Source organism: Streptomyces sp. ITFR-6, from assembly GCF_031844725.1.
Classification (GTDB): domain Bacteria; phylum Actinomycetota; class Actinomycetes; order Streptomycetales; family Streptomycetaceae; genus Streptomyces.
In genome coordinates, this window is record NZ_CP134612.1 from 3354287 (window position 1) to 3373898 (window position 19612).

Consider the following 19612-nt stretch of genomic DNA (forward strand, 5'->3'; position numbering starts at 1 on the left):
ACATGTCTTCTGACCGCTTTCCCGGCCGGGGCGCGGACGACGGGGCCGAGGCCGCCGCCGAAGCGGAGGTGGCCGAGACCCTGCTGATCAGGGCCGCCATGGAGCAGGCGACCGACGGTGCGCCGACCCTGCCCGACCTGGTGCCCGCCGCCCTGGTCCAGGGCCACCGCCGCCGCACCCGGGCCCGCGCGACCATCGGGGCAGTGGTGACGGGCGTGGTGGTACTCGGCACTCTCGGCGCCGTCCTGCCCCTGTGGAGCGGGAACGGGAACGGGAACGGCGGTACGGAACCGGCCCGGACGTGGTCCGCCGCCGCGCGGCCCACGAGCATCGCGCCGACGCCGAGCCCGGAGAACGTCCCGGCGAACACACCGACGAACGCGCCGTCACCCGTGTCGTCGGACGCGCCCTCGGAGGCGTCGTCGGTCCCGACGTCACCGGTGCCCACGGATGCGCCGGAAGCGTCCACCGTGCACATCGAGCCGTCCCCCGGACAGTCGTCCATGGCCGACCTGCCGGCCGCCGAGCGGGCCCGGCAGCAGAAGTTCCAGCGCCATATCGCGCTATTGCTCAGCGAGTTGCTGCCACGGAAGGTGGGCTCGGTCCATCCGGTGGACCTTGCCGTCAGCCAGTACCAGGCGGGGATCGGCGGCGAGGTCTACCCGGTCGTCCTCTCGGTGCGCCCCGAAAGCGGCCGGAGTGTCGCTCCGCAGGAGGCGCCCTGCCCCCAGTACCCGGACGACCTGCCGCACTGCCGGCGGGCGACGCTTCCCGACGGGACCGAGGCCCAGGCCGTGGCGTCGGTCGCCGGACCTGACGGGTCACCGGCCGCCACGCGCACCCTGGTCCGCTTCACGTACGGCGACAGCGCGGTCGTCCTCTCGGTCGGCGGTGACGACGGCACAGGGGGGCCGTCACCCGTCACCGCCGGTCAACTGCTCGCCGTCGCGGGGGACTCCAGGTTCCTGGAGCTCGTGAAGTACGCGGCGGCACACCCCATGGAATCGAAGGAGTACGCGGATCGTGTCGGCTGAGGTACGGAGACAGCAGGGGCAGCGACGGGGTGGCCGAGGGGCCCGGCGGCGCTCACGGCAGGAACGTCGCCGTCGCGGCCGGATACGGCTGCTGGTCGCGGTCCTCGTGCCGACGGCCGTGATCTGCGTGGCGGTGGCCGCCTCGCCGCTGTGGACCGGCGGGGACGATCTGTCGGCCGTTGCTGCGGCACCCGGATCAGCCAATTCCGGTTCGGGTTCGGGCTCCGTCTCCGGTTCCGGCGACAAGCCGGGGGCCGAGGCCGCCGGTTCCGGTGCGAAGGGCGGGACGGGTACCAAACCCAAGGCGCGTGCCGAGCCGAAGGTGAGCCCGAAGGCAAAGTCCAGCTCCGACACCGGCTCCGGTACCAAGAAGGGCGGCGGCCATCCCGCCATCCCTTCCCACGGCCCCGGCACCTTCACGGTCGCTCGGACGGGCGCGACCTCGGGCGGTGGCAACGCCTACCGGGTCGAGGTGGAGGATGGCACCGGCGTCGAACCGGACGCGGCCGCCACCCAGATCGCCGGGTTCCTCGCCGCGCCGCGCGGCTGGGCGCACGGCGGGAAGCACACGTTCCACCAGGTCACGAAGGGCCCTGCGGGGCTGGTTGTCCGGATCGCCACGGCGGCGACCGTCGACAGGATCTGCGGGAGCAGCGGGCTCAACACCCATGGCGAGGTCAACTGCCGCGTCGGCGTGAACGTCATGGTCAACCTCAAGCGCTGGCAGACCGGTTCACCCGAGTTCAACGGCCCCCTGGCCGAATACCGCGCCCTCATCATCAACCACGAAGTCGGCCACTGGCTCGGCCACGGCCACGAAACCTGCCCCGGCAAGGGCCGGCCCGCCCCCGCCATGATGCAGCAGATCTACGGACTCAAAGGCTGCGTCGCCAACGCCTGGCCCTATGACGTCAAGGGCCAGTACCTGGGCGGCCCGTCGGTGCCGTGAGGCTCCTGCCCGCGGTGCCCGACGTGCTCAGCGCCGCCGGTACACCAGTCGCCCGCCCAGAACGGTGACCAGGCAGGACCCGGCACCCGCCGCGACGAGCGCGGCCTCGTCCGGTACGTCGAACACCGCGAAGTCGGCGCGGGCTCCGGTGACGAGCGGGGCGTGCACGGCGCCCGGCAGGTCACGGCCCCCGGCCAGCGGATCGAGATCCGCCGCCCGGCCGATGGAAACGCTCCCCGGAACACCCTTCTCAGCGCTCTCCGGAACCTCCACCAGACCGGAGCGGGACACCGCCGTCCGCACAGCCGGGTCGCGGAACGGGCCGGTGAGGTGCGTCGTCCCGTACCGCAGCATCTGCTGGAGGCCCCGGCGTACGCTGCCCGCCCACCGGGTCGCGTCCAGCTCCCCCGCCAGCCGTGCGAACGCCTCGCCCGACAGCGGATCGGTCCCGAGTTCGTCCGCCTCGCGCGGGTCGGGGTGGTAGCAGCGGGTCAGCAGCCACTCCGCGTGCCGCTGCCGAAGCCCGGGGGCGATGACGCCCGGCCACTGCCGTACCCGCGCCGCCGGATGAGCGGCGGCGACCGCCTCGTACGGGCCGAGGCCGACGATCCGGTCCCCGTCCACGGCGACCGCGCCCCGCTCGACGGGGGCCGCGCCGACCGGAAGGACCAGCGGCGCGGCGTGGACGGTCAGCACGACGTCGTCAGTTGGCGTTCAGGAGCTTGAGCTCCGGGTGGGCGGTGCCGCCCTCGATCGCGGTGGACGAGATGTGCGAGACGACGCGCTCGTCGACCGGGTCGTTCGCCGGGTCGTCGTGGACGACGAGGTGCTCGTACGTGGTGGCGCGCTGGGCCGGGACCCGGTCGGCCTTGCGGATCAGGTCGATGATCTCCAGCCGGTTGGAGCGGTGCTTGGCACCGGCGGAGGAGACGACGTTCTCCTCCAGCATGATCGAGCCGAGGTCGTCCGCGCCGTAGTGCAGCGACAGCTGGCCGACCTCCTTGCCGGTGGTGAGCCAGGAGCCCTGGATGTGCGCGACGTTGTCCAGGAAGAGCCGGGCGATGGCGATGATCCGCAGGTACTCGAAGAGCGTGGCCTGCGTCTGGCCCTTCAGTTTGTTGTTCTCCGGCTGGTACGTGTACGGGATGAAGGCGCGGAAGCCGCCGGTCCGGTCCTGGACGTCGCGGATCATGCTCAGGTGCTCGATGCGCTCGGCGTTGGTCTCGCCCGTGCCCATCAGCATGGTGGAGGTCGACTCGACACCGAGACCGTGGGCGATCTCCATGATCTCCAGCCAGCGCTCGCCGGACTCCTTGAGCGGGGCGATCGCGGTACGCGGCCGGGCGGGCAGCAGCTCGGCGCCCGCGCCCGCGAAGGAGTCGAGCCCGGCGGCGTGGATGCGGCTGATGGCCTCCTCCGCGGAGACCTTCGAGATCCGGGCCATGTGCTCGATCTCGGAGGCGCCGAGCGAGTGGATGACCAGCTGCGGGAACGCCTTCTTGATCGCGGAGAAGTGCTCCTCGTAGTACTCCACGCCGTAGTCCGGGTGGTGGCCGCCCTGGAACATGATCTGGGTGCCGCCCAGCTCGACGGTCTCCGCGCAGCGGCGCAGGATGTCGTCGAGGTCGCGGGACCAGCCCTTGGCGGTGTCCTTCGGCGCGGCGTAGAAGGCGCAGAACTTGCACGCCGTCACGCACACGTTCGTGTAGTTGATGTTGCGCTCGATGATGTACGTCGCGATGTGCTCCGTACCGGCGTAACGGCGTCGGCGTACGGCGTCGGCGGCCGCGCCCAGCGCGTGCAGCGGGGCGGAGCGGTAGAGGTCGAGCGCCTCCGCCGGAGTGATCCGCCCGCCTTCGGCGGCTCGGTCGAGGATGGGCTGGAGGTCGGCCTTCTCGGTCACCGGGCTGTCACCTTTCGGCGGTTTTTCAACGGATCTACGGACCGGTTCAGCGTACGCCAGCCCTGCCGCAGGTCAGCCGCCGGACCGGTCGAGCGTGCCGTAGGGGAGCCCGGCGCCCCGCTCGTCGGACCGGAAGCGGAGGGTGTCCTCGTCGACGCGGGTGAAGTGGAGGTCCGAGTCGGCGGTCGTGCACAGGCCCGCCGTGCCGGGGCGTTCCGGATCGACGCGCTCCCGGAACATCAGCTCCTTTTCCGTGCCGGAGGTGAAGGACGCGACGCTGTGGCAGCTGATCTCGACGCCGAGGGTGGAGATCGTCGTGCTCGCACGCATCACGTCGGCGCCCTTCTTCCCCTTCCTGATCACCACACTGAGCGTGCCGTGCGGCTGACCGGTCGTCTTCTCGGTGAGCGGCCCCTTCCAGGTGCCGATGAAGCTCTTCGGCACCTCGCTGACCTGGCCGCCCGGGGTGGCGGCGCTGTCACCGGGGCCGGTCGGCCTGGGCGAGGCGGTGGCGCCCGGGGTGCGGTCGGTGCCTCCGTGGTCCGCGGTGTCGCTGCCGCCACCGCCCGGCATCAGGTCGAAGACGTAGGCGCTGCCCACGGTCACCGCGGCGAGCGCACCGGCCACCGCGAGGGCGACGGTGCAGCTCAGCCTGCGCCCCCGGTGCTCGCCCGGCCGGGAGTCGGTGCTCACCCCGACGGTGAACCGGGGGCCGGGCGCGCGCTGCCCCGGCACCCCGTCCGCCCCGGGACCGGGCGGGTACGGCGGCGGGCTCGTCGCCGGTCCGGTCAGGTGGGCCGCCGGTTCGACGGGCGGGCCGAACACCCCGACGGCGGGGCCCCCTTCGAACCCGTGCGAGGCGTTGGTGAACGGCACCGGCCCCGACCGCACCGGGGCGTCCTGCGGTTCCAGGTCCAGCAGCGCGACCGCGGAGCGGCTGACCTCGCGGACCAGGGGTCCGGGCAGCCAGCCCGCCGCCACCCGGGGAGCCGCGCCGCCGGGCGCCAGCCGCTCCGCGAGCCGGGCCGGGCTGGGCCGGTGCGCCGGGTCCTTCGCCAGGCAGGAGGCGACGACCTCGCGCAGCTCGCCCTCCAGATCGCCCAGCTCGGGCTCCTCGTGCACCACCTTGTAGAGCAGTACGGCGGACGAGTCACCCAGGAAAGGCGCGGCACCGGTGGCCGCGTACGCCAGCACCGCACCCAGCGAGAAGACGTCGGCCGCGCCCGAGATCTCCTGGCCCCTGATCTGCTCCGGCGCCATGTAGCCGGGCGAGCCGACCGAGACCCCGGTGGAGGTGAGCGAGGCGGTGGCGTCGATGGCCCTGGCGATGCCGAAGTCGATCAGCCGGGGGCCGTCGAGGGCGAGCAGCACGTTGGAGGGCTTCACGTCCCGGTGGATCAGGCTCTGCTCATGGACCGCGCCGAGCGCCTCTGCCAGCCCCGCGCCCAGGGTGCGTACCGCCTGTTCGGGCAGCGGGCCGTGCTCGGTCACCGCGGTGGAGAGCGGGGGCCCGGCCACGTAGCCGGTCGCGACCCACGGGACGGGGGCGTCGGGATCGGCGTCCAGGACGGGCGCGGTCCATTGCGCGCCGATCCGCCGCGCCGCGTCCACCTCGCGCCGGAACCGGGCGCGGAACTGCTCGTCGAGCGCGAAGTGCGGATGGACCACCTTGACCGCGACGGTGCGGCCGCCGGCGCTGCGCCCCAGGTAGACGCGCCCCATGCCGCCGGCACCGAGTCTGCCGATCAGCCGGTAGGCACCGATGCTCAGTGGTTCGCCGGCTTCCAGCGGCTGCATATGCGGACTCCCCCTGTGGACACCGGCCCGGACCTCCGACCGAAGCCTAGAGGCGGGGGTCTTGAAGTCCCAGGCAAACCATCCGCCGATATCGCCCCCGAGGGAACGAACGGCGCCATTCATCACAAGAAAAGAACGCGAATGTGTCGTTCCCGGGTGACGGACCGATTGACGGAAGCCACCGGGGCGCACTCCCGACGCTTCCCACTAATCGGCCATTCAACGCGTATTCACTCGAATCGATATCCCGAGGGAAGACCGGCCCGAGGGAAGGCCGGAAGGACGGAAGGGCGCGGAAAGGGCGGCGGGTAGGTGGAATGATGCATTCCACCTACCCGCCGCCGCATACCCTCGTGTGCGCTCAGCCGCCGAGCAGCTCCACGTTCACGTCCGCGGCGAAGCCGGTCGTCGGGCCGGTCCGGCGGGCGAACTCCTGGACACCGGCCAGCTGCGCGGGGCCGAAGCGGAAGTCGAGGGTCGTGAAGTAGCGCTCCAGCACCTCCGCGTCGAAGGCCTCCCAGCGCGCGGCCTGCTCCGCGACCTTGGTGACCTCCTCCAGGGAGACGTCCCGCGAGGCCAGGAACGCCTCGTGGACCTTCCGCACCGCGGTGGGCTCGGCCGCCAGATAGTCCTTGCGGGCGGCCCAGACGGCGAAGACGAACGGCAGACCCGTCCACTCCTTCCACATCGCGCCCAGGTCGTGGACCTGGAGGCCGAGGCGGGGCGCGTCGTGCAGGTTGGCGCGCAGCGCGGCGTCACCGATGAGGACGGCGGCGTCCGCCTCCTGCATCATCACGCCGAGGTCGGGCGGGCAGGTGTAGTAGTCCGGGGTCACCCCGTACCGCTCGGCGAGCAGCAGCTGCGCCAGCCGTACGGAGGTGCGGGAGGTCGAGCCGAGCGCCACCCGGGCCCGGTCGAGGTCCTCCAGGGGGCGCTGCGACACGATCACGCACGACATGACGGGCCCGTCGCAGCCGACCGCGATGTCGGGGAAGGCGACCAGGTCGTCGGCGTTGCGCAGGAACTCCACGAGGGTGATGGGGCCGATGTCCAGATCGCCCCTGATCAGCTGCTCGCTGAGCTTCTCCGGGGTGTCCTTCGAGAGCTCCAGGTCGAGCAGGGTCCCGGTCCGTGCCAGCCCCCAGTAGAGGGGAAGGCAGTTGAGGAACTGGATGTGGCCGACGCGCGGCCGGTTGCGACGGTCGTCGCCTGCGACGGTTGAGACGGTTGAATTGTCCACATCGCGAGGCTAGACCTGTCGGCCCCCGACAGCCCCACCGGGGGCGCGCGGCGCCGCGCGATCCCTCTCCCGGACGGCATCGACCCTTCTCCCGGCGGGTCGCCGATCCCTCTCCCGACGGTTGCCGGAATGGCGCCGGAGCCATCCCCCCCGCCCCTGCGGAAGAGGGCTCTCCCAAGGGCTCCCGGCCCTGCTCGAAGAGAGTCCCGGACCGCTCGTGCGCACGGCAATCAAACATTCGCGTCGCGTGATCTTTCCCTCTACCCTTCCGCACATCCTGCGTGCTAGGCTCAACGCCAAGTTGCAGTTTGGTTTCCCTTGCAGTACAGAGCCTGCGGAGCATGTAACCCGCAGGCTTTTGTAGTTTTCAGACTTCTTTGCAGGTTCTGGAGCAGGGCAACCCTTTGGCCCAAGGAGGGCTTATGGCTACCGGAACCGTCAAGTGGTTCAACGCTGAAAAGGGCTTCGGCTTCATCGCCCAGGACGGCGGCGGCCCGGATGTCTTCGTCCATTACTCCGCGATCAACGCGTCCGGGTTCCGCTCCCTTGAGGAGAACCAGGTCGTGAACTTCGACGTCACTCAGGGACCCAAGGGTCCGCAGGCTGAGAACGTCACCCCGGCCTAGTTGCCCGGGTCGGCCGATCGCGGCCGGTAACGCAGTACCCAAGGAGCCCCGCTCCCCCGCCTCGGCGGAGGAACGGGGCTCCTGCCTGTGTGCCCTGCTCCTTAAGGTCTACTTCTTGGGCGTCTCGTCGCGGCTGTCCACGACTCCTCGGTCGAGCACGGCCTGCATCTCGGTGACGGTGCCCTTCTTGCCCAGCTCGGTGTTCTGGACGAGGTAGGCGCGCATGCCCAGGTAGTCGTAGCTGTTGGCGTCGAAGACCAGTTCATTGCGCTCGTGGTCCCTCTCGTCCGTACGGGCAAGTGCCACACCGGGGCGGCCGTCGCCGTCCTGGGCCCTGTCCAGCGCGACGACGCCGGGGATCTTCGCCGCCGCGCGGTAGATCGCGGCGCCGGTCTCGGGCGGCAGGATGTTCTCGTTGATCAGGCCGGCCACGTAGTCGAAGAGGTTCTGATCGGACGAGCCGGAGTACGCGGCGTCCTCACGGAGCTTCTTCAGCAGCGCGTCGGGCTCGGTGGGCAGCTTCTCCAGCGCGGCGTAGGTGTGGTTGCGGTTCCACTCCGCGAGCCGTTCGTCACCGTCGCGCGGCGCCGACCAGATGATGTCGTCGCCCGGCTGCTTGAGGCGGCTCCGCACCTTGTCGGGGTTCTGGGACGTCCACGCCTCCCGGTAGTACGTCTTCAGCTTGAGGGGGCTGCCGTCCTCGGCCTGCATGTTGGAGTAGTGCGAGCGCACGTGGACGAACTGGTTCACGCCGACGCGCGCCGCTGGGCCCTGCGAGGCGCGCTCCGCGACGTTCTCCATCAGCGCGCCGACGCCGTTCGCCGAGCCGACCTCGACCTTGACCACCGGGGCCGCGCTCAGGTGGTACCCGGTGTCGCCGCCGCTTTCGCCGGGGCCCGCCAGGAAGGTGAAGGCGAGCGCACCGGCGGCGACCATGCCCACTGGTACGGCGTACCAGGCGCGGTTGCGGCGCGGCCGTACCGAGGCCGGGGCCTTCTCGCCCCGGACCTCGCCCCGGACCTCGCCCCGGACCTCGCCCCGAGCCTTGTCCCGAGCCTTGTCCTGGACCTGGACCTGGTGGATCTCGTTCATCACATGCTCCCTGAGCAGCCGGTGACGGTCGCCCGGCAGGACCGGTCCGTGCGGCTCGGGCAGCTGCGCCCTGAGCTCCCCCACAACCTTCTCGGCGTCGGCGGTGAGTTCCCTCAGCCGCTTCCGGGCCCGGGAGAGCCTGGAGCGGACGGTTCCGACGGGTACCCCGAGCGCCCGTGCCGTGTCCCGGTAGTCCAGGCCGTCCCAGACGCAGAGCAGGAACACCTCCCGTTCCTTGGGTCTCAGCCGTCGCAGCGCGGCCTGTGCGGCGGCGAGCTGTTCCGCGTCGTGGATGCGGCCCACCAGCTCGTCCGCGAAGTCCGGTACGGCGGGTCTCACCGGCATCCGGGTCAGCGCGGCGTCGTGTCTGCGGGCGGCACGGCGGGTGTTGCGCAGGACGTTGGTCGCGATGCCCAGCAGCCAGGGCCTCAGCTCCTCGTCCGACTCCCGCAGGGTCGCGCGCAGCCGCCACGCCTCCAGGAAGGTGAGCGACACGATGTCCTCCGCACCCGCCCAGTCGCCGGTCGAGCGGACCGCGTACCGGAACACCGTCTGTGCGTAGTCGTCGAAGAGGCCGCCGAACGCGTCCGGGTCGCCCGCCCGTATCCGGGCTCTCAGAGAATGCTCCACGTCATGTCATGTCCCCGGTGGGCGGCAGGTTCCAGTGGCCTGCGTCACACCCGCGCCGGGGCCACGCGATGCTTGACCTTGACACCGTGTGAGGTCGCGCACTGGGAGACACCATGTTCACCATCGGAGACTTCGCCCGCCACGGGCGGGTGTCGGCCCGGATGCTGCGTCATTACGACGCGATCGGGCTGCTGCCCCCCGACAGTACCGACCCCGAAACCGGCTACCGCTACTACGGCGGCGGCCAGCTCGCCCGGCTCAACCGGATCATCGCCCTCAAGGATCTCGGCTTCACGCTCCAGCAGGTGCGGGCCGTCCTCGACGAGGAGGTGGGTCCGGAGGAGCTGCGCGGGATGCTCCGGCTGCGGCGCTCGGAGCTGGCGGAGGCGATGGCCGCGGCGGCGGCACGGCTGGCCCAGGTCGAGGCGAGGCTCCGGTCGATCGAGAGTGAGGGACACATGCCAGGGGACGATGTGGTGGTCAGGAACGTCGCGGCGGTACGGGTCGCGGAGCTGACCGGGGTGGCGGCGGGCTATGGGCCGGAGGACATCACTCCGGTGATCCGCCCCTTGTACGAGCAGCTGTTCCCGCTGCTGGACCGGGCCGGGGTCTCCCCGGCGGGCCCCGGGATCGCGCGCTACGAGGACGCACCGGAGGGCGGCGGCGCGGTCGTCGTCCATGCCGGGGTGACGGTCTCCGCGCCGCCGGGGCCGCTGGGTGACACCGGGGTCACGGTGGTCGAACTGCCCCCGATCGAGGCGGCGACCGTCATCCACCGGGGCTCGCTGGACGGCGTACTGCCGACGTCCCAGACCCTGGCCCGCTGGATCGACGGCTCCGGTTACCGGTCGGCCGGGTACGCCCGCGAGGTCACCCTGGAGTGCCCGCAGGACGAGTCGCAGTGGGTGACGGAGCTCCAGGAGCCGGTCGTCAGGGGAGCCTGACGCGCCGGGGGTCGGGCCGTCTGTACGACGGGCGGCCCGCCCCGGTGGGGTCGGGCCGTCTGTACGGGTGGCCCGCCCCGGTGGCGGGGCGGGCCCTCCGCAGGGGCCGCCCCACCACTCCTACGCGCCGGGGCCCGCCCACAGCCCGTCGTCGGTGAGTCCGAGCAGATCGATCGCGTTGCGGCGCACGATGCGGTCCACCACGTCCGCGTCCAGGTGCCCCATCTGCTCCTCCCCGACCTCGCGGGACTTGGGCCAGGTCGAGTCGGAGTGCGGGTAGTCCGTCTCGTACAGCACGTTGGCGACGCCGATCGCGTCCAGGTTCTTCAGCCCGAAGGCGTCGTCGAAGAAGCAGCCGTAGACGTGCTCGGTGAACAGCTCCGACGGCGGCCGGTGGACCTTGTCCGCGACCCCGCCCCAGCCCCGGTTCTCCTCCCAGACCACGTCGGCGCGTTCCAGGATGTACGGAATCCAGCCGATCTGCCCCTCCGCGTACATGATCCGCAGGTTCGGGAAGCGCTCGAACTTACCGCTCATCAGCCAGTCGACCATCGAGAAGCAGCAGTTGGCGAAGGTGATGGTGGAACCGACGGCGGGCGGGGCGTCGGCCGAGGTGGACGGCATCTTCGAGGACGAGCCGATGTGCATGGCGATCACCGTCCCCGTCTCGTCGCAGGCCCGGAGGAACGGATCCCACTCGTCCGTATGAATGGACGGCAGTCCTAGATGTGGAGGTATTTCGGAGAACGCCACCGCACGCACCCCGCGCGCCGCGTTGCGCCTGACCTCCTCCGCGGCCAGCCGCGCGTCCCAGAGCGGGACCAGGGTGAGCGGGATGAGCCGGCCGTGCGCGTCCGGGCCGCACCACTCGTCGACCATCCAGTCGTTGTACGCGCGCACGCCGAGCAGGCCGAGTTCACGGTCCTTCGCTTCGGTGAAGGTCTGGCCGCAGAAGCGGGGGAAGGTCGGGAAGCAGAGGGCGGACTGCACGTGGTTGATGTCCATGTCGGCGAGCCGCTCGGGCACCGAGAACGAACCGGGGCGCATCTGCTCGTACGTGATGACTTCGAGCTTGATCTCGTCCCTGTCGTAGCCGACGGAGGTGTCGAGGCGGGTGAGCGGGCGGTGCAGGTCCTCGTACACCCACCAGTCACCGATCGGGCCCTCGTCGCCCTTCGCACCCATCACGGGCGCGAACTTTCCGCCCATGAACGTCATTTCCTTGAGCGGTGCCCGGACGATGCGCGGACCGGAGTCCGCGTACTTGGACGGGAGCCGGTCCCGCCAGACATGAGGGGGCTCCACCGTGTGGTCGTCCACCGAGATGATCTTCGGGAAGGTCTCCATGCGTACCACGGTAGCGCTGATCTGACGAACCGTCAGCTATCTGTGCGAGGCTCCGTTCCACAATCGTTGTCGAGGGCTCGTGCAGACAGTCACCCACTGCTGACGTGTCCGCCCTTCACAAGGCAGACTGTTGACGGCGATACGAACGGTATGGAGCAATCCGGATCTCCTCGGCGGTGTCCCGACATGTTCGGTGCGGCACTGGGCAGTGCGCAGAGAGCAGGACAGGAGGCGGCAATGGGCCGTGACGACGGGTCACGGGTGCGTGTTCCGGAACAACGAGCTCCGGAGCGGCAGCCGACGAACGGTACAGAGCTGCGCTTCTCCGTGCTCGGACCGGTACGGGCCAGGCGGGGCGACGAGACGCTGCCGTCCGGTTCGCCGCAGCAACGCGCCCTGCTGTCGGCCCTGCTGCTGCGGGGCGGCCACACCGCGACGGCCAATGAACTCATCGACGCCATCTGGGGCGACGAGCCGCCCTCGCAGGCGCTGGCCGCGGTACGCACGTACGCATCCCGGCTCCGCAAGGTCCTGGGTCCGCAGACCCTGGCGAGCGATTCCGGCGGATACGCGATGCGCACCGGGCCCGAAGCGCTCGATGTGACCGTGGCCGAGGAACTGGCCGCCGACGCGGAGAAGGCCCGCGCCGCGGGTGACCGCTGCCGGGCCCGGGTGCTGTTGAACAAGGCGCTCGCCCTGTGGGACGGCGAGGCGCTGGCCTCTGTGCCCGGACCGTACGCGGAGAACCAGCGCACCCGGCTGGAGGAGTGGCGCCTCCAGCTGACCGAGACCCGCCTCGACCTGGACCTGGAGGTCGGCTGCCACGCGGAGGCGGTCTCCGAACTGACCGCGCTCACCGCCGCGCACCCGCTGCGCGAACGGCTGCGCGAGCTGCTGATGGTGGCCCTGTACCGCAGCGGCCGGCAGGCCGAGGCCCTCGCGGTGTACGCGGACACCCGCCGGCTGCTGGCGGAGGAGCTGGGCGTGGACCCGCGCCCCGAGCTGGCCCAGCTCCAGCAGCGCATCCTCCGGGCCGACGAGGAGCTGGCCCGCCCGGTCGACGAGCCGGTCCAGGCCGCCGCCCCGATGCGCCCGGCCCAGCTCCCGGCCACCGTCCCGGACTTCACCGGCCGCGCCTCCTTCGTCCGCGAGCTGGGCGACCGGCTCGCCACCGCGGAGGGCTCCGTGATGGCCGTCTCCGCCCTCGCCGGCATCGGCGGCGTCGGCAAGACGACCCTGGCCGTGCACGTCGCCCACCAGGCCCGCCCGCACTTCCCGGACGGCCAGCTGTACGTCGACCTGCAGGGCGCGGGCTCCCACACCGCCGAACCGGAGACGGTGCTCGGCGCGTTCCTGCGCGCTCTCGGCACGGCGGACTCCGCGATCCCCGACTCCCTCGACGAACGCGCCGCGCTCTACCGCTCCACGCTGGACGGCCGCCGCATCCTGATCCTCCTGGACAACGCCCACGACGCGGCCCAGATCCGGCCGCTGCTGCCCGGTACGGCGGGCTGCGCGGCGCTGGTCACCAGCCGGGTCCGGATGGTCGACCTGGCGGGCGCGCACCTGGTCGACCTGGACGTGATGTCGCCCGAGGAGGCACTCCAGCTCTTCACCCGCATCGTGGGCGAGGAGCGCATCAACTCCGAGCGCGAGGCCGCCCTCGACGTGGTCGCAGCCTGCGGATTCCTCCCGCTCGCCATCCGCATCGCCGCCTCCCGGCTGGCCGCCCGCCGCACCTGGACGGTCTCGGTCCTGGCCGCCAAGCTCGCGGACGAACGCCGCCGGCTGGACGAACTCCAGGCGGGCGACCTCGCGGTGAAGGCCACCTTCGAACTCGGCTACGGCCAGCTGGAACCCGCCCAGGCCCGCGCCTTCCGCCTCCTGGGCCTCGCGGACGGCCCCGACATCTCCCTCGCCGCCGCGGCCGCCCTGCTGAACCTGGAGCCGCACGCGGCGGAGGACCTCCTGGAGGCCCTGGTCGACACGTCCCTGGTGGAGTCCGCCGCGCCCGGCCGCTACCGCTACCACGACCTGGTCCGCCTCTACGCGCGTTCCTGCGCGGAGCGGGACGAGGAGGCCCCGCAGGAGCGGGAGTCGGCGTTGTCGCGGCTGCTGGACTTCTATCTGGCGACGGCCGCGGGGGTGTACGCGCTGGAGCGGCCGGGAGACCGATTGGTCGCCCATCTGCACGCGACACGGTATCCGGGCCTCGATTTCGATGACCGCCACAGCGCGCTGGACTGGCTCTACGCCGAGGCGAACTGCCTATTGGCCTGCGCGCAACAGTCAATTGGGCCCGACATGCTTCGCAGAGCAGTCGATCTGCTGTGGGCAGCGAAGGATCTGGCGGAGTCCGGCGCGAACTCCAAACAGTACGAGCTGGCGGCTCTGGCAACACGTGACGCAGCCCAAACCTTGGGGGACGCACGCGCGGAGGGGCGGGCGAGGACCACCATCACCAATGTTCATATCGTCGCAGGACGCTTCGACGAAGCTGACGCCGAAGCCAGTAAGGCCATGGAACTCGCCAGCTCGGCCGAGGACCCCGTCCCCAATTGCTGGGCTCCAAATGATCGCGGTGTTATTGCGATCTATCAGGGACGTCACGAAGAGGGCGAGAAGCACCTGCTCCTGGCCATCGAAAACTTCCGGGCCGACAACAATGATGTCGGTCAAGCCAGCGCTCTGTGCAACCTCTCCCGCGTCCACGTCTCCCTCGGACGCATGGCCAGCGCAATAGACCTGGCACAGCAGGGCATTGATATCTACGACCGCATGGGCCTCAGCCTACGCCTGGCCAACGGACGGTACGCCCTGGGCATCGCGCTGACTCAAGCCGGCCGCCTTCCCGAAGCCATGAGCCAGCTCACCGAGGCTCTGGCCCTGTTCCACGACAATCGTCAACCGCTCTGGGAGGGAGTCACCCATTTCCGGTTGGCGGAGGCACACCTTGCCGCGCAGCGCCCCACCCAGGCAGCCGCCCATGCGGAGCAGGCGATTGCACTCCGCGGCATTGGTGGCGAGTGGCGACGTGGCACCGTGCTGACGGTTCTCGGCAAGGCGCTGAACCACATCGGTCAGCCCGATCGCGCCAGAGCTTGCTGGCTGGAGGCTCTGAACATCTACGACCATCTGGGAGCTCCGGAAGCCGAGGAGACGCGCCGGTTGCTGACACCCGCTGCTGCATAGTTTCGGCGTTCATCGTTCGTTTATCGCCGGAGGACACTCTCTACTCATCGAGCCGTCGCGTCGGGGGGCAGACGGATCGACGGGGAGGCCGTGCCCGTAGGGTGAACGGCCCCAGGATGCCCGCCCGGCGATCCACGGGGGAACCGCCGGGCGGGCTGATCGCCGACCTTTGCACGGACTGACTCAGGGAGCTGACGACGATGAGCGAAGCGAAGAAGACTAAGAACGACCTCCTCAAGCCGCAGGACAACCACGCGTCCGACGCCGAGACAGCCACGGTCGTGACGCAGGACAACCACGCCTCGGGCGGGGATATGACCACGCCCGACAATCACGCCTCGGGCGAGGAGATCACCACGCTCGACAACCACGCGTCGGCACCGAGGCCCAGTTAGTCCAACCAGCACGGGGGGGGGCACGGCCGCGGCGGCGCGGAGGGGGAGCCGTCGCGGCCGCGGCATGTCCGCACACCGGTCGGGCAGAGCCCTACACTCCCCGCACCAGCACCCTCGACCCGCACAGTTTGCCCATGCCATCCACATCCGAGGTGAACACCACCGCCCGCCCCCGCTGCCGCCCCGCGATCACCGCGAGAGCCGCAGCGACGGCGTACTGATCACCGTGCAGTCCGGCGGACCTGAGCAGGCGCATCGCCTCCTCGGCAACGCTCCGGGTGACGGGCTCGACCCCGACGCCCGACACGGCCCAGCCCCAGGCGGGCTGTCTGATCTTGCTGTGACAGGCCTCGACCAAGGTCATCGCGCTGGTCACCACGCGAATACCCGAACGGTGGGCGTCCTTCAGGAGGGCCTTCATCCCCGGGTCTCCGAGTGCGACCCGGGCGAGGCCTTCGCCGTCCAGGAGGTACCAGAGGTCGGACATCAGGCCGCCTTCCCGTGCGGTGCCGAGCCCGCGTCCCGCTCCTCGAACCACCGCTCGATCTCACGCCGCTCGGCCTCGACCGCCGACAGATCGGCCTCCGCCACCGGGCCGTACTCGTCCTCCAACCGCTTCACCAGCTCCACCAGCCGGTCGCGCTCGCGTCGGCGCTCGATGGCGCGGGTGACATAGGCGCTGAACGCCCCGGACCCCACCTCGCTCCGGATCTCCTCCGCCAGCTCCTCCGGCAGGGTGACCGTGTACTTCTTTGTTGCCATGCGCGTCACCGTACTGAGACCGACTGGCACCCACCACCGGCTCCACTCCATGGGGTGACAGGACCCCAGCCCCATTGACGCACAATCTCGCCACCCGCCGCACATTCCCCTACCCTGTACGACATGGATAGCGAGCCGCACAGCCACGACACCCGGATCACCGTCCGCGATCTTCAGCGGAACGCCGCGGCGGTCCTCGTGCGGCTGGAGCACGGGGAGACGTTCACCGTCACCCGGCACGGCCGGACCGTCGCGCGGATAGTGCCTCCGGATCCTGCCGAGGAAGCGGTCGACCAGGCCGTCGCGGACGGGCTGATCGATCTCACGGAGCTCAGCCGCGCCCGCACCGCCGCCCAGACGGCACGCGTCCGGACCGCTCCCTCGACTGCCGCCGACGTGCCGCTCACCCAGGCCCTGGAAGAGCTGCGCGACGCCCAGGACGGCGGGGAAGGGCGCTGATGCGTTTCATCTATCTGGACACCTCCGCGGCGCTCAAGCTGTTCAAGGAAGAGTCCGAGTCCGCCGCTCTCAAGGCGTGGCTCTCCACCCAGGGGTCCGCCACCGTCCTGACCTGCGATCTCACGCGGACAGAGGTCCGGCGCGCCCTGCACGCCGCGCAAGCCGGGCCCGATGTCGCCGCCGAAGCCGAGGAATGGCTCGACGAGAGCGCGCTCGTCCGGATGCCGACGCTTCTCTTCGACCGCGCGGGGCAGCTGTCGCCCGGCAACCGGCTCCGCTCCCTGGACGCCCTGCACCTGGCCGCCGCGCAGGGGCTGGGCAGGGCTCTCCTCTCGTTCGTCGTCTACGACAAGAGGCTGGTCGAGTCGGCACGGGAACTGGGTCTGCCCGTCGCGTACCCCGGGGCGGGCTGAGAACGTCAGCGCCCCCGCAGCTCCCCCTTCACCACCTTGCCGCTCGCGTTGCGCGGGAGTTCGAGGACGAACTCCACCGCCCTCGGCACCTTGTAGTTCGCCATCTCGCGCCGTGACCAGGCGATCAGGTCGTCGGCGGTCACCGTCGCGCCCGGACGGCGGACCGCGTAGGCCTTGCCGACCTCGCCCAGGCGGGGGTCGGGGATGCCGATGACCGCGATGTCCGCGACGTCCGGGTGCAGGCCCAGGAGCTGTTCGATCTCCGCGGGGTAGGCGTTGAAGCCGCCGACGATGAACATGTCCTTGATCCGGTCCGTGATCCGCAGGCTGCCGTCCGCGTCCAGGACGCCCACGTCGCCGGTGTGGAGCCAGCCGTCCGGGGTGATCGCGGCGGCGGTGGTCTCCGGGTCCTCGAAGTAGCCCCGCATCACGTTGAAGCCCCGGACCAGGACCTCGCCCGGTTCGCCGGGGGCCGCCAGGACGCGGATCTCGGTGCCGGGGATCGCGCGGCCGGAGGTGGCGGCGATGGTGCGGGCCGGGTCGCCCCGGCGGCACATCGACACGATGCCGCTCGCCTCGGAGAGGCCGTAGGCGGTCAGCACCGTGGCTATGCCGAGTTCGGTGCGCAGCCGCTCCACCAATTGGAGCGGGACCACCGCCGCGCCTGTCACCACGAGCCGGAGCGCCGAGAGGTCGTGGGCGGAGCGGGCCGGGTGGTCCAGGAGCGACTGGTGGAGGGTGGGCGGGCCGGGCAGGACCGAGATGCGCTCGGCGGCGATGTTGGCGAGGACGGTGTCCACGTTGAAGACCGGCTGCGGGATCATCGTCGCGCCCCGCATCAGGCAGGCGATCACGCCCGCCTTGTAGCCGAAGGTGTGGAAGAACGGGTTCACGATCAGATAGCGGTCGCCCTCGCGCAGACCGGCCAGCTCGCTCCAGATCTCGTAGCAGCGCAGGGTCTGGGCGTGGCTGATGACGGCACCCTTGGGGTGTCCCGTGGTGCCCGAGGTGTAGATGATGTCGGAGGGGGCGGACGGGGCGATGGCGTCGGCCCGTTCCCGTACCCGCTCGGGAGAGATCCCCTCGCCGGAGGCCAGGAAGTCCTTCCAGGTGACGTAGTCGGCGGGGGCGGTGTCGGCGAGGACGACCACCGTTTCCAGGTGCGGGAGTCCGATGTCGGCCCGGCGCAGCGAGGCCACGTACGACGTGCCGAGGAAGGTGCCCGTCACGAAGAGCAGCTTGGCCCGGCTGCGCTCCAGGATGTACGCCGCCTCCGTCCCCTTGAAGCGGGTGTTGAGCGGAACCAGGACCGCCCCGGCGGTCACGGCGCCCAGCGCGGAGACGATCCAGTCCAGGGTGTTGGGCGCCCAGACCGCCACCCGGTCCCCCGGTTCCACCCCCGAGGCCATGCACGCGGCGGCGGCCCGTTCCACGCGTTCACCGAGTTCCGTGTACGTGATCCTGGTGCGGCCCTCGGCCACCGCCTCGCGGTCGCCGTAGCGCCGCGCCGCCTCCCGCACCAGGTTCGGGACGGTGGACCATTCCTCGTCGCCGCGCATCTCGTGCCCTCCGTCTCAGTCCGAACGGCCCTGCTGACCACAGTAGCTGACTATCCGTCAGATTAGCTGTAGCCTCCTCCGCTGTCAGCAGTCATGACGGCTTCGGAGGTGGCGGTGGCGACGCTCAAGGACAAGACAGCGATAGCCGGGATAGGGCAGACGCGGTTCGCGAAACACCTGCCCGAATCGGAGAAGACCCTGGCCTGCCGGGCCATCGTCGCGGCCCTCGACGACGCGGGTATCGCCGCGTCCGAGGTGGACGCGTTCGCCTCGTACACGATGGAGGAGACCGACGAGGTCGAGGTCGCCAAGTCCATCGGGGCCGGTGACGTCACCTTCTTCAGCAAGGTGGGGTACGGAGGCGGCGGCTCCTGTGCGACACTCGCGCACCTCGCCGCCGCCGTCGCCACCGGCCAGGCGAGTGTCGGGGTCGCCTGGCGGTCCCGGAAACGCGGCTCCGGGCCCCGGCCCTGGAAGAACACCGCCGTGCAGCTGCCCACCCCCGCCCAGTGGACCCGGCCGTACGGGCTGCTGCGGCCCGCCGACGAGATCGGCATGCTGGCCCGGCGGTACATGCACGAGTACGGGGCGACCCGCGACCACCTCTTCAACGTCGCGCTCGCCTGCCGCAACCGGGCCAACCAGAACCCCGACGCCGTGATGTACGAACGCCCGCTGACCCGCGACATGTATATGACCTCGCGCTGGATCAGCGAACCGCTCTGCCTCTTCGACAACTGCCTGGAGACGGACGGCGCGCTGGCCTGCGTCATCGTCTCCGCGGAACGGGCCCGCGACTGCCGGCAGAAGCCCGTCTACCTCCACTCCGTCGCCCAGGGACTGCCCGCCCAGCACCACGGGATGGTCAACTACTGGAACGAGGACCCGCTCACCGGGCCGGCCTGGGCCGCCGCCCGACAGCTCTGGAAGCAGGCCGACTTCGGCCCGGACGATGTCGATGTCGCCCAGATCTACGACGCGTTCACCCCGCTCATCCCGCTCTCCCTTGAGGGATACGGGTTCTGCGGGCGCGGCGAGGGCGCCTCCTTCACCGAGGGCGGGGCACTGGAGAGCGGCGGTCGGCTCCCGGTCAACACGGGCGGCGGCGGGCTCAGCGAGGGGTACGTGCACGGCTTCAACCTCATCAACGAGGGCGTGAAGCAGCTGCGCGGCGTCTCCACCGCCCAGGTCCCCGACGCCTCGACCTGCCTGGTCACCGCCGGGGAGGGCGTGCCCACGTCCGCCGTACTGCTGAGGAACTGAGGAGCGA

18 protein-coding genes and 1 pseudogene are annotated in these 19612 nt (G+C 70.9%); 9 read left to right on the top strand and 10 right to left on the bottom strand.

Translation table 11 applies throughout. The annotated features are described in order from the left end of the window. The first annotated feature begins 2 nt into the window (after nt 1-2). Both RLT59_RS15070 and RLT59_RS15075 read left to right on the top strand, forming a co-directional pair. Nucleotides 3-1034, top strand: a complete 1032-nt coding sequence (locus RLT59_RS15070; RefSeq protein ID WP_311307729.1) for a hypothetical protein — start codon at nt 3-5, stop codon at nt 1032-1034. Continuing rightward, nucleotides 1024-1983 (top strand): DUF3152 domain-containing protein, encoded by a 960-nt coding sequence (locus RLT59_RS15075; RefSeq protein WP_311303869.1) that lies wholly within the window; start codon nt 1024-1026, stop codon nt 1981-1983. The genes RLT59_RS15070 and RLT59_RS15075 overlap by 11 nt, the downstream gene beginning before the upstream one ends. 27 nt (nt 1984-2010) lie before the next feature. On the opposite strand, the gene RLT59_RS15080 is transcribed toward RLT59_RS15075, so the two are convergent. The 4 genes from RLT59_RS15080 to RLT59_RS15095 all read right to left on the bottom strand — a co-directional run bounded on the left by RLT59_RS15080 (nt 2011) and on the right by RLT59_RS15095 (nt 6923). Next, nucleotides 2011-2679 carry an imidazolonepropionase-like domain-containing protein gene (locus RLT59_RS15080; protein WP_311303870.1) on the bottom strand — a complete coding sequence of 223 codons (669 nt, stop codon included), beginning with the start codon at nt 2677-2679 and terminating at the stop codon, nt 2011-2013. A 7-nt stretch (nt 2680-2686) separates the two neighbouring features. After that, nucleotides 2687-3886: a cyclic dehypoxanthinyl futalosine synthase gene (mqnC, locus tag RLT59_RS15085; RefSeq protein ID WP_073732770.1), complete on the bottom strand. Its 1200-nt coding sequence runs from the start codon at nt 3884-3886 to the stop codon at nt 2687-2689. A 72-nt stretch (nt 3887-3958) separates the two neighbouring features. After that, entirely contained in the window at nt 3959-5683 is a 1725-nt protein-coding gene (locus RLT59_RS15090) for a serine/threonine-protein kinase (RefSeq protein ID WP_311303871.1), read from the bottom strand. Between the two features lie 361 nt (nt 5684-6044). Continuing rightward, nucleotides 6045-6923 carry a menaquinone biosynthetic enzyme MqnA/MqnD family protein gene (locus tag RLT59_RS15095; RefSeq protein WP_311303872.1) on the bottom strand — a complete coding sequence of 293 codons (879 nt, stop codon included), beginning with the start codon at nt 6921-6923 and terminating at the stop codon, nt 6045-6047. A gap of 422 nt (nt 6924-7345) precedes the next feature. Between RLT59_RS15095 and RLT59_RS15100 the strand changes: the two genes are divergently transcribed. After that, nucleotides 7346-7549 carry a cold-shock protein gene (locus RLT59_RS15100; protein ID WP_003967102.1) on the top strand — a complete coding sequence of 68 codons (204 nt, stop codon included), beginning with the start codon at nt 7346-7348 and terminating at the stop codon, nt 7547-7549. 108 nt (nt 7550-7657) lie between these two features. Here the strand turns inward: RLT59_RS15100 and RLT59_RS15105 are convergent, their stop codons facing one another. Together RLT59_RS15105 and RLT59_RS15110 are read right to left on the bottom strand one after the other, a co-directional pair. After that, a complete protein-coding gene (locus RLT59_RS15105) occupies nt 7658-8641 on the bottom strand; it encodes a CU044_5270 family protein (protein ID WP_399126899.1) in 984 nt (327 codons plus the stop codon). A gap of 24 nt (nt 8642-8665) precedes the next feature. Then, nucleotides 8666-9271, bottom strand: a pseudogene (locus RLT59_RS15110) (RNA polymerase sigma factor); the annotation flags it as partial. 113 nt (nt 9272-9384) lie between these two features. Between RLT59_RS15110 and RLT59_RS15115 the strand changes: the two are divergent. Continuing rightward, complete coding sequence (locus RLT59_RS15115; protein ID WP_311303873.1) at nt 9385-10215, top strand: MerR family transcriptional regulator; 831 nt, start codon at nt 9385-9387, stop codon at nt 10213-10215. Between the two features lie 120 nt (nt 10216-10335). Here the strand turns inward: RLT59_RS15115 and RLT59_RS15120 are convergent, their stop codons facing one another. Next, on the bottom strand, nt 10336-11562 hold the full coding sequence (locus RLT59_RS15120; protein WP_311303874.1) for an amidohydrolase family protein: 1227 nt from the start codon (nt 11560-11562) through the stop codon (nt 10336-10338). Nucleotides 11563-11799: 237 nt separating this feature from the next. Between RLT59_RS15120 and RLT59_RS15125 the strand changes: the two genes are divergently transcribed. Continuing rightward, a complete protein-coding gene (locus RLT59_RS15125; protein WP_311303875.1) occupies nt 11800-14754 on the top strand; it encodes an SARP-family global regulator AfsR in 2955 nt (984 codons plus the stop codon). 200 nt (nt 14755-14954) lie between these two features. Further along, complete coding sequence (locus RLT59_RS15130) at nt 14955-15149, top strand: co-regulatory small protein AfsS (RefSeq protein ID WP_311303876.1); 195 nt, start codon at nt 14955-14957, stop codon at nt 15147-15149. A 91-nt stretch (nt 15150-15240) separates the two neighbouring features. On the opposite strand, the gene RLT59_RS15135 is transcribed toward RLT59_RS15130, so the two are convergent. Beyond that, on the bottom strand, nt 15241-15636 hold the full coding sequence (locus tag RLT59_RS15135; RefSeq protein ID WP_311303877.1) for a hypothetical protein: 396 nt from the start codon (nt 15634-15636) through the stop codon (nt 15241-15243). Beyond that, entirely contained in the window at nt 15636-15911 is a 276-nt protein-coding gene (locus RLT59_RS15140; protein ID WP_311303878.1) for a hypothetical protein, read from the bottom strand. The genes RLT59_RS15135 and RLT59_RS15140 overlap by 1 nt, the downstream gene beginning before the upstream one ends. Before the next feature lie 123 nt (nt 15912-16034). Here RLT59_RS15140 and RLT59_RS15145 point away from each other — a divergent pair, with 123 nt between their 5' ends. After that, nucleotides 16035-16370: a type II toxin-antitoxin system Phd/YefM family antitoxin gene (locus RLT59_RS15145; RefSeq protein WP_311303879.1), complete on the top strand. Its 336-nt coding sequence runs from the start codon at nt 16035-16037 to the stop codon at nt 16368-16370. Next, entirely contained in the window at nt 16370-16783 is a 414-nt protein-coding gene (locus RLT59_RS15150) for a type II toxin-antitoxin system VapC family toxin (protein WP_311303880.1), read from the top strand. Before RLT59_RS15145 ends, RLT59_RS15150 begins: the two co-directional genes overlap by 1 nt. Before the next feature lie 5 nt (nt 16784-16788). Here RLT59_RS15150 and RLT59_RS15155 read toward each other — a convergent pair whose 3' ends face one another. Next, entirely contained in the window at nt 16789-18342 is a 1554-nt protein-coding gene (locus RLT59_RS15155; RefSeq protein ID WP_311303881.1) for a FadD3 family acyl-CoA ligase, read from the bottom strand. Nucleotides 18343-18435: 93 nt separating this feature from the next. On the opposite strand from RLT59_RS15155, the gene RLT59_RS15160 reads away from it, so the two are divergent. After that, nucleotides 18436-19605, top strand: coding sequence for a lipid-transfer protein (locus tag RLT59_RS15160; RefSeq protein WP_399125461.1), 1170 nt, complete (start codon nt 18436-18438; stop codon nt 19603-19605). Nucleotides 19606-19612: the final 7 nt, after the last annotated feature.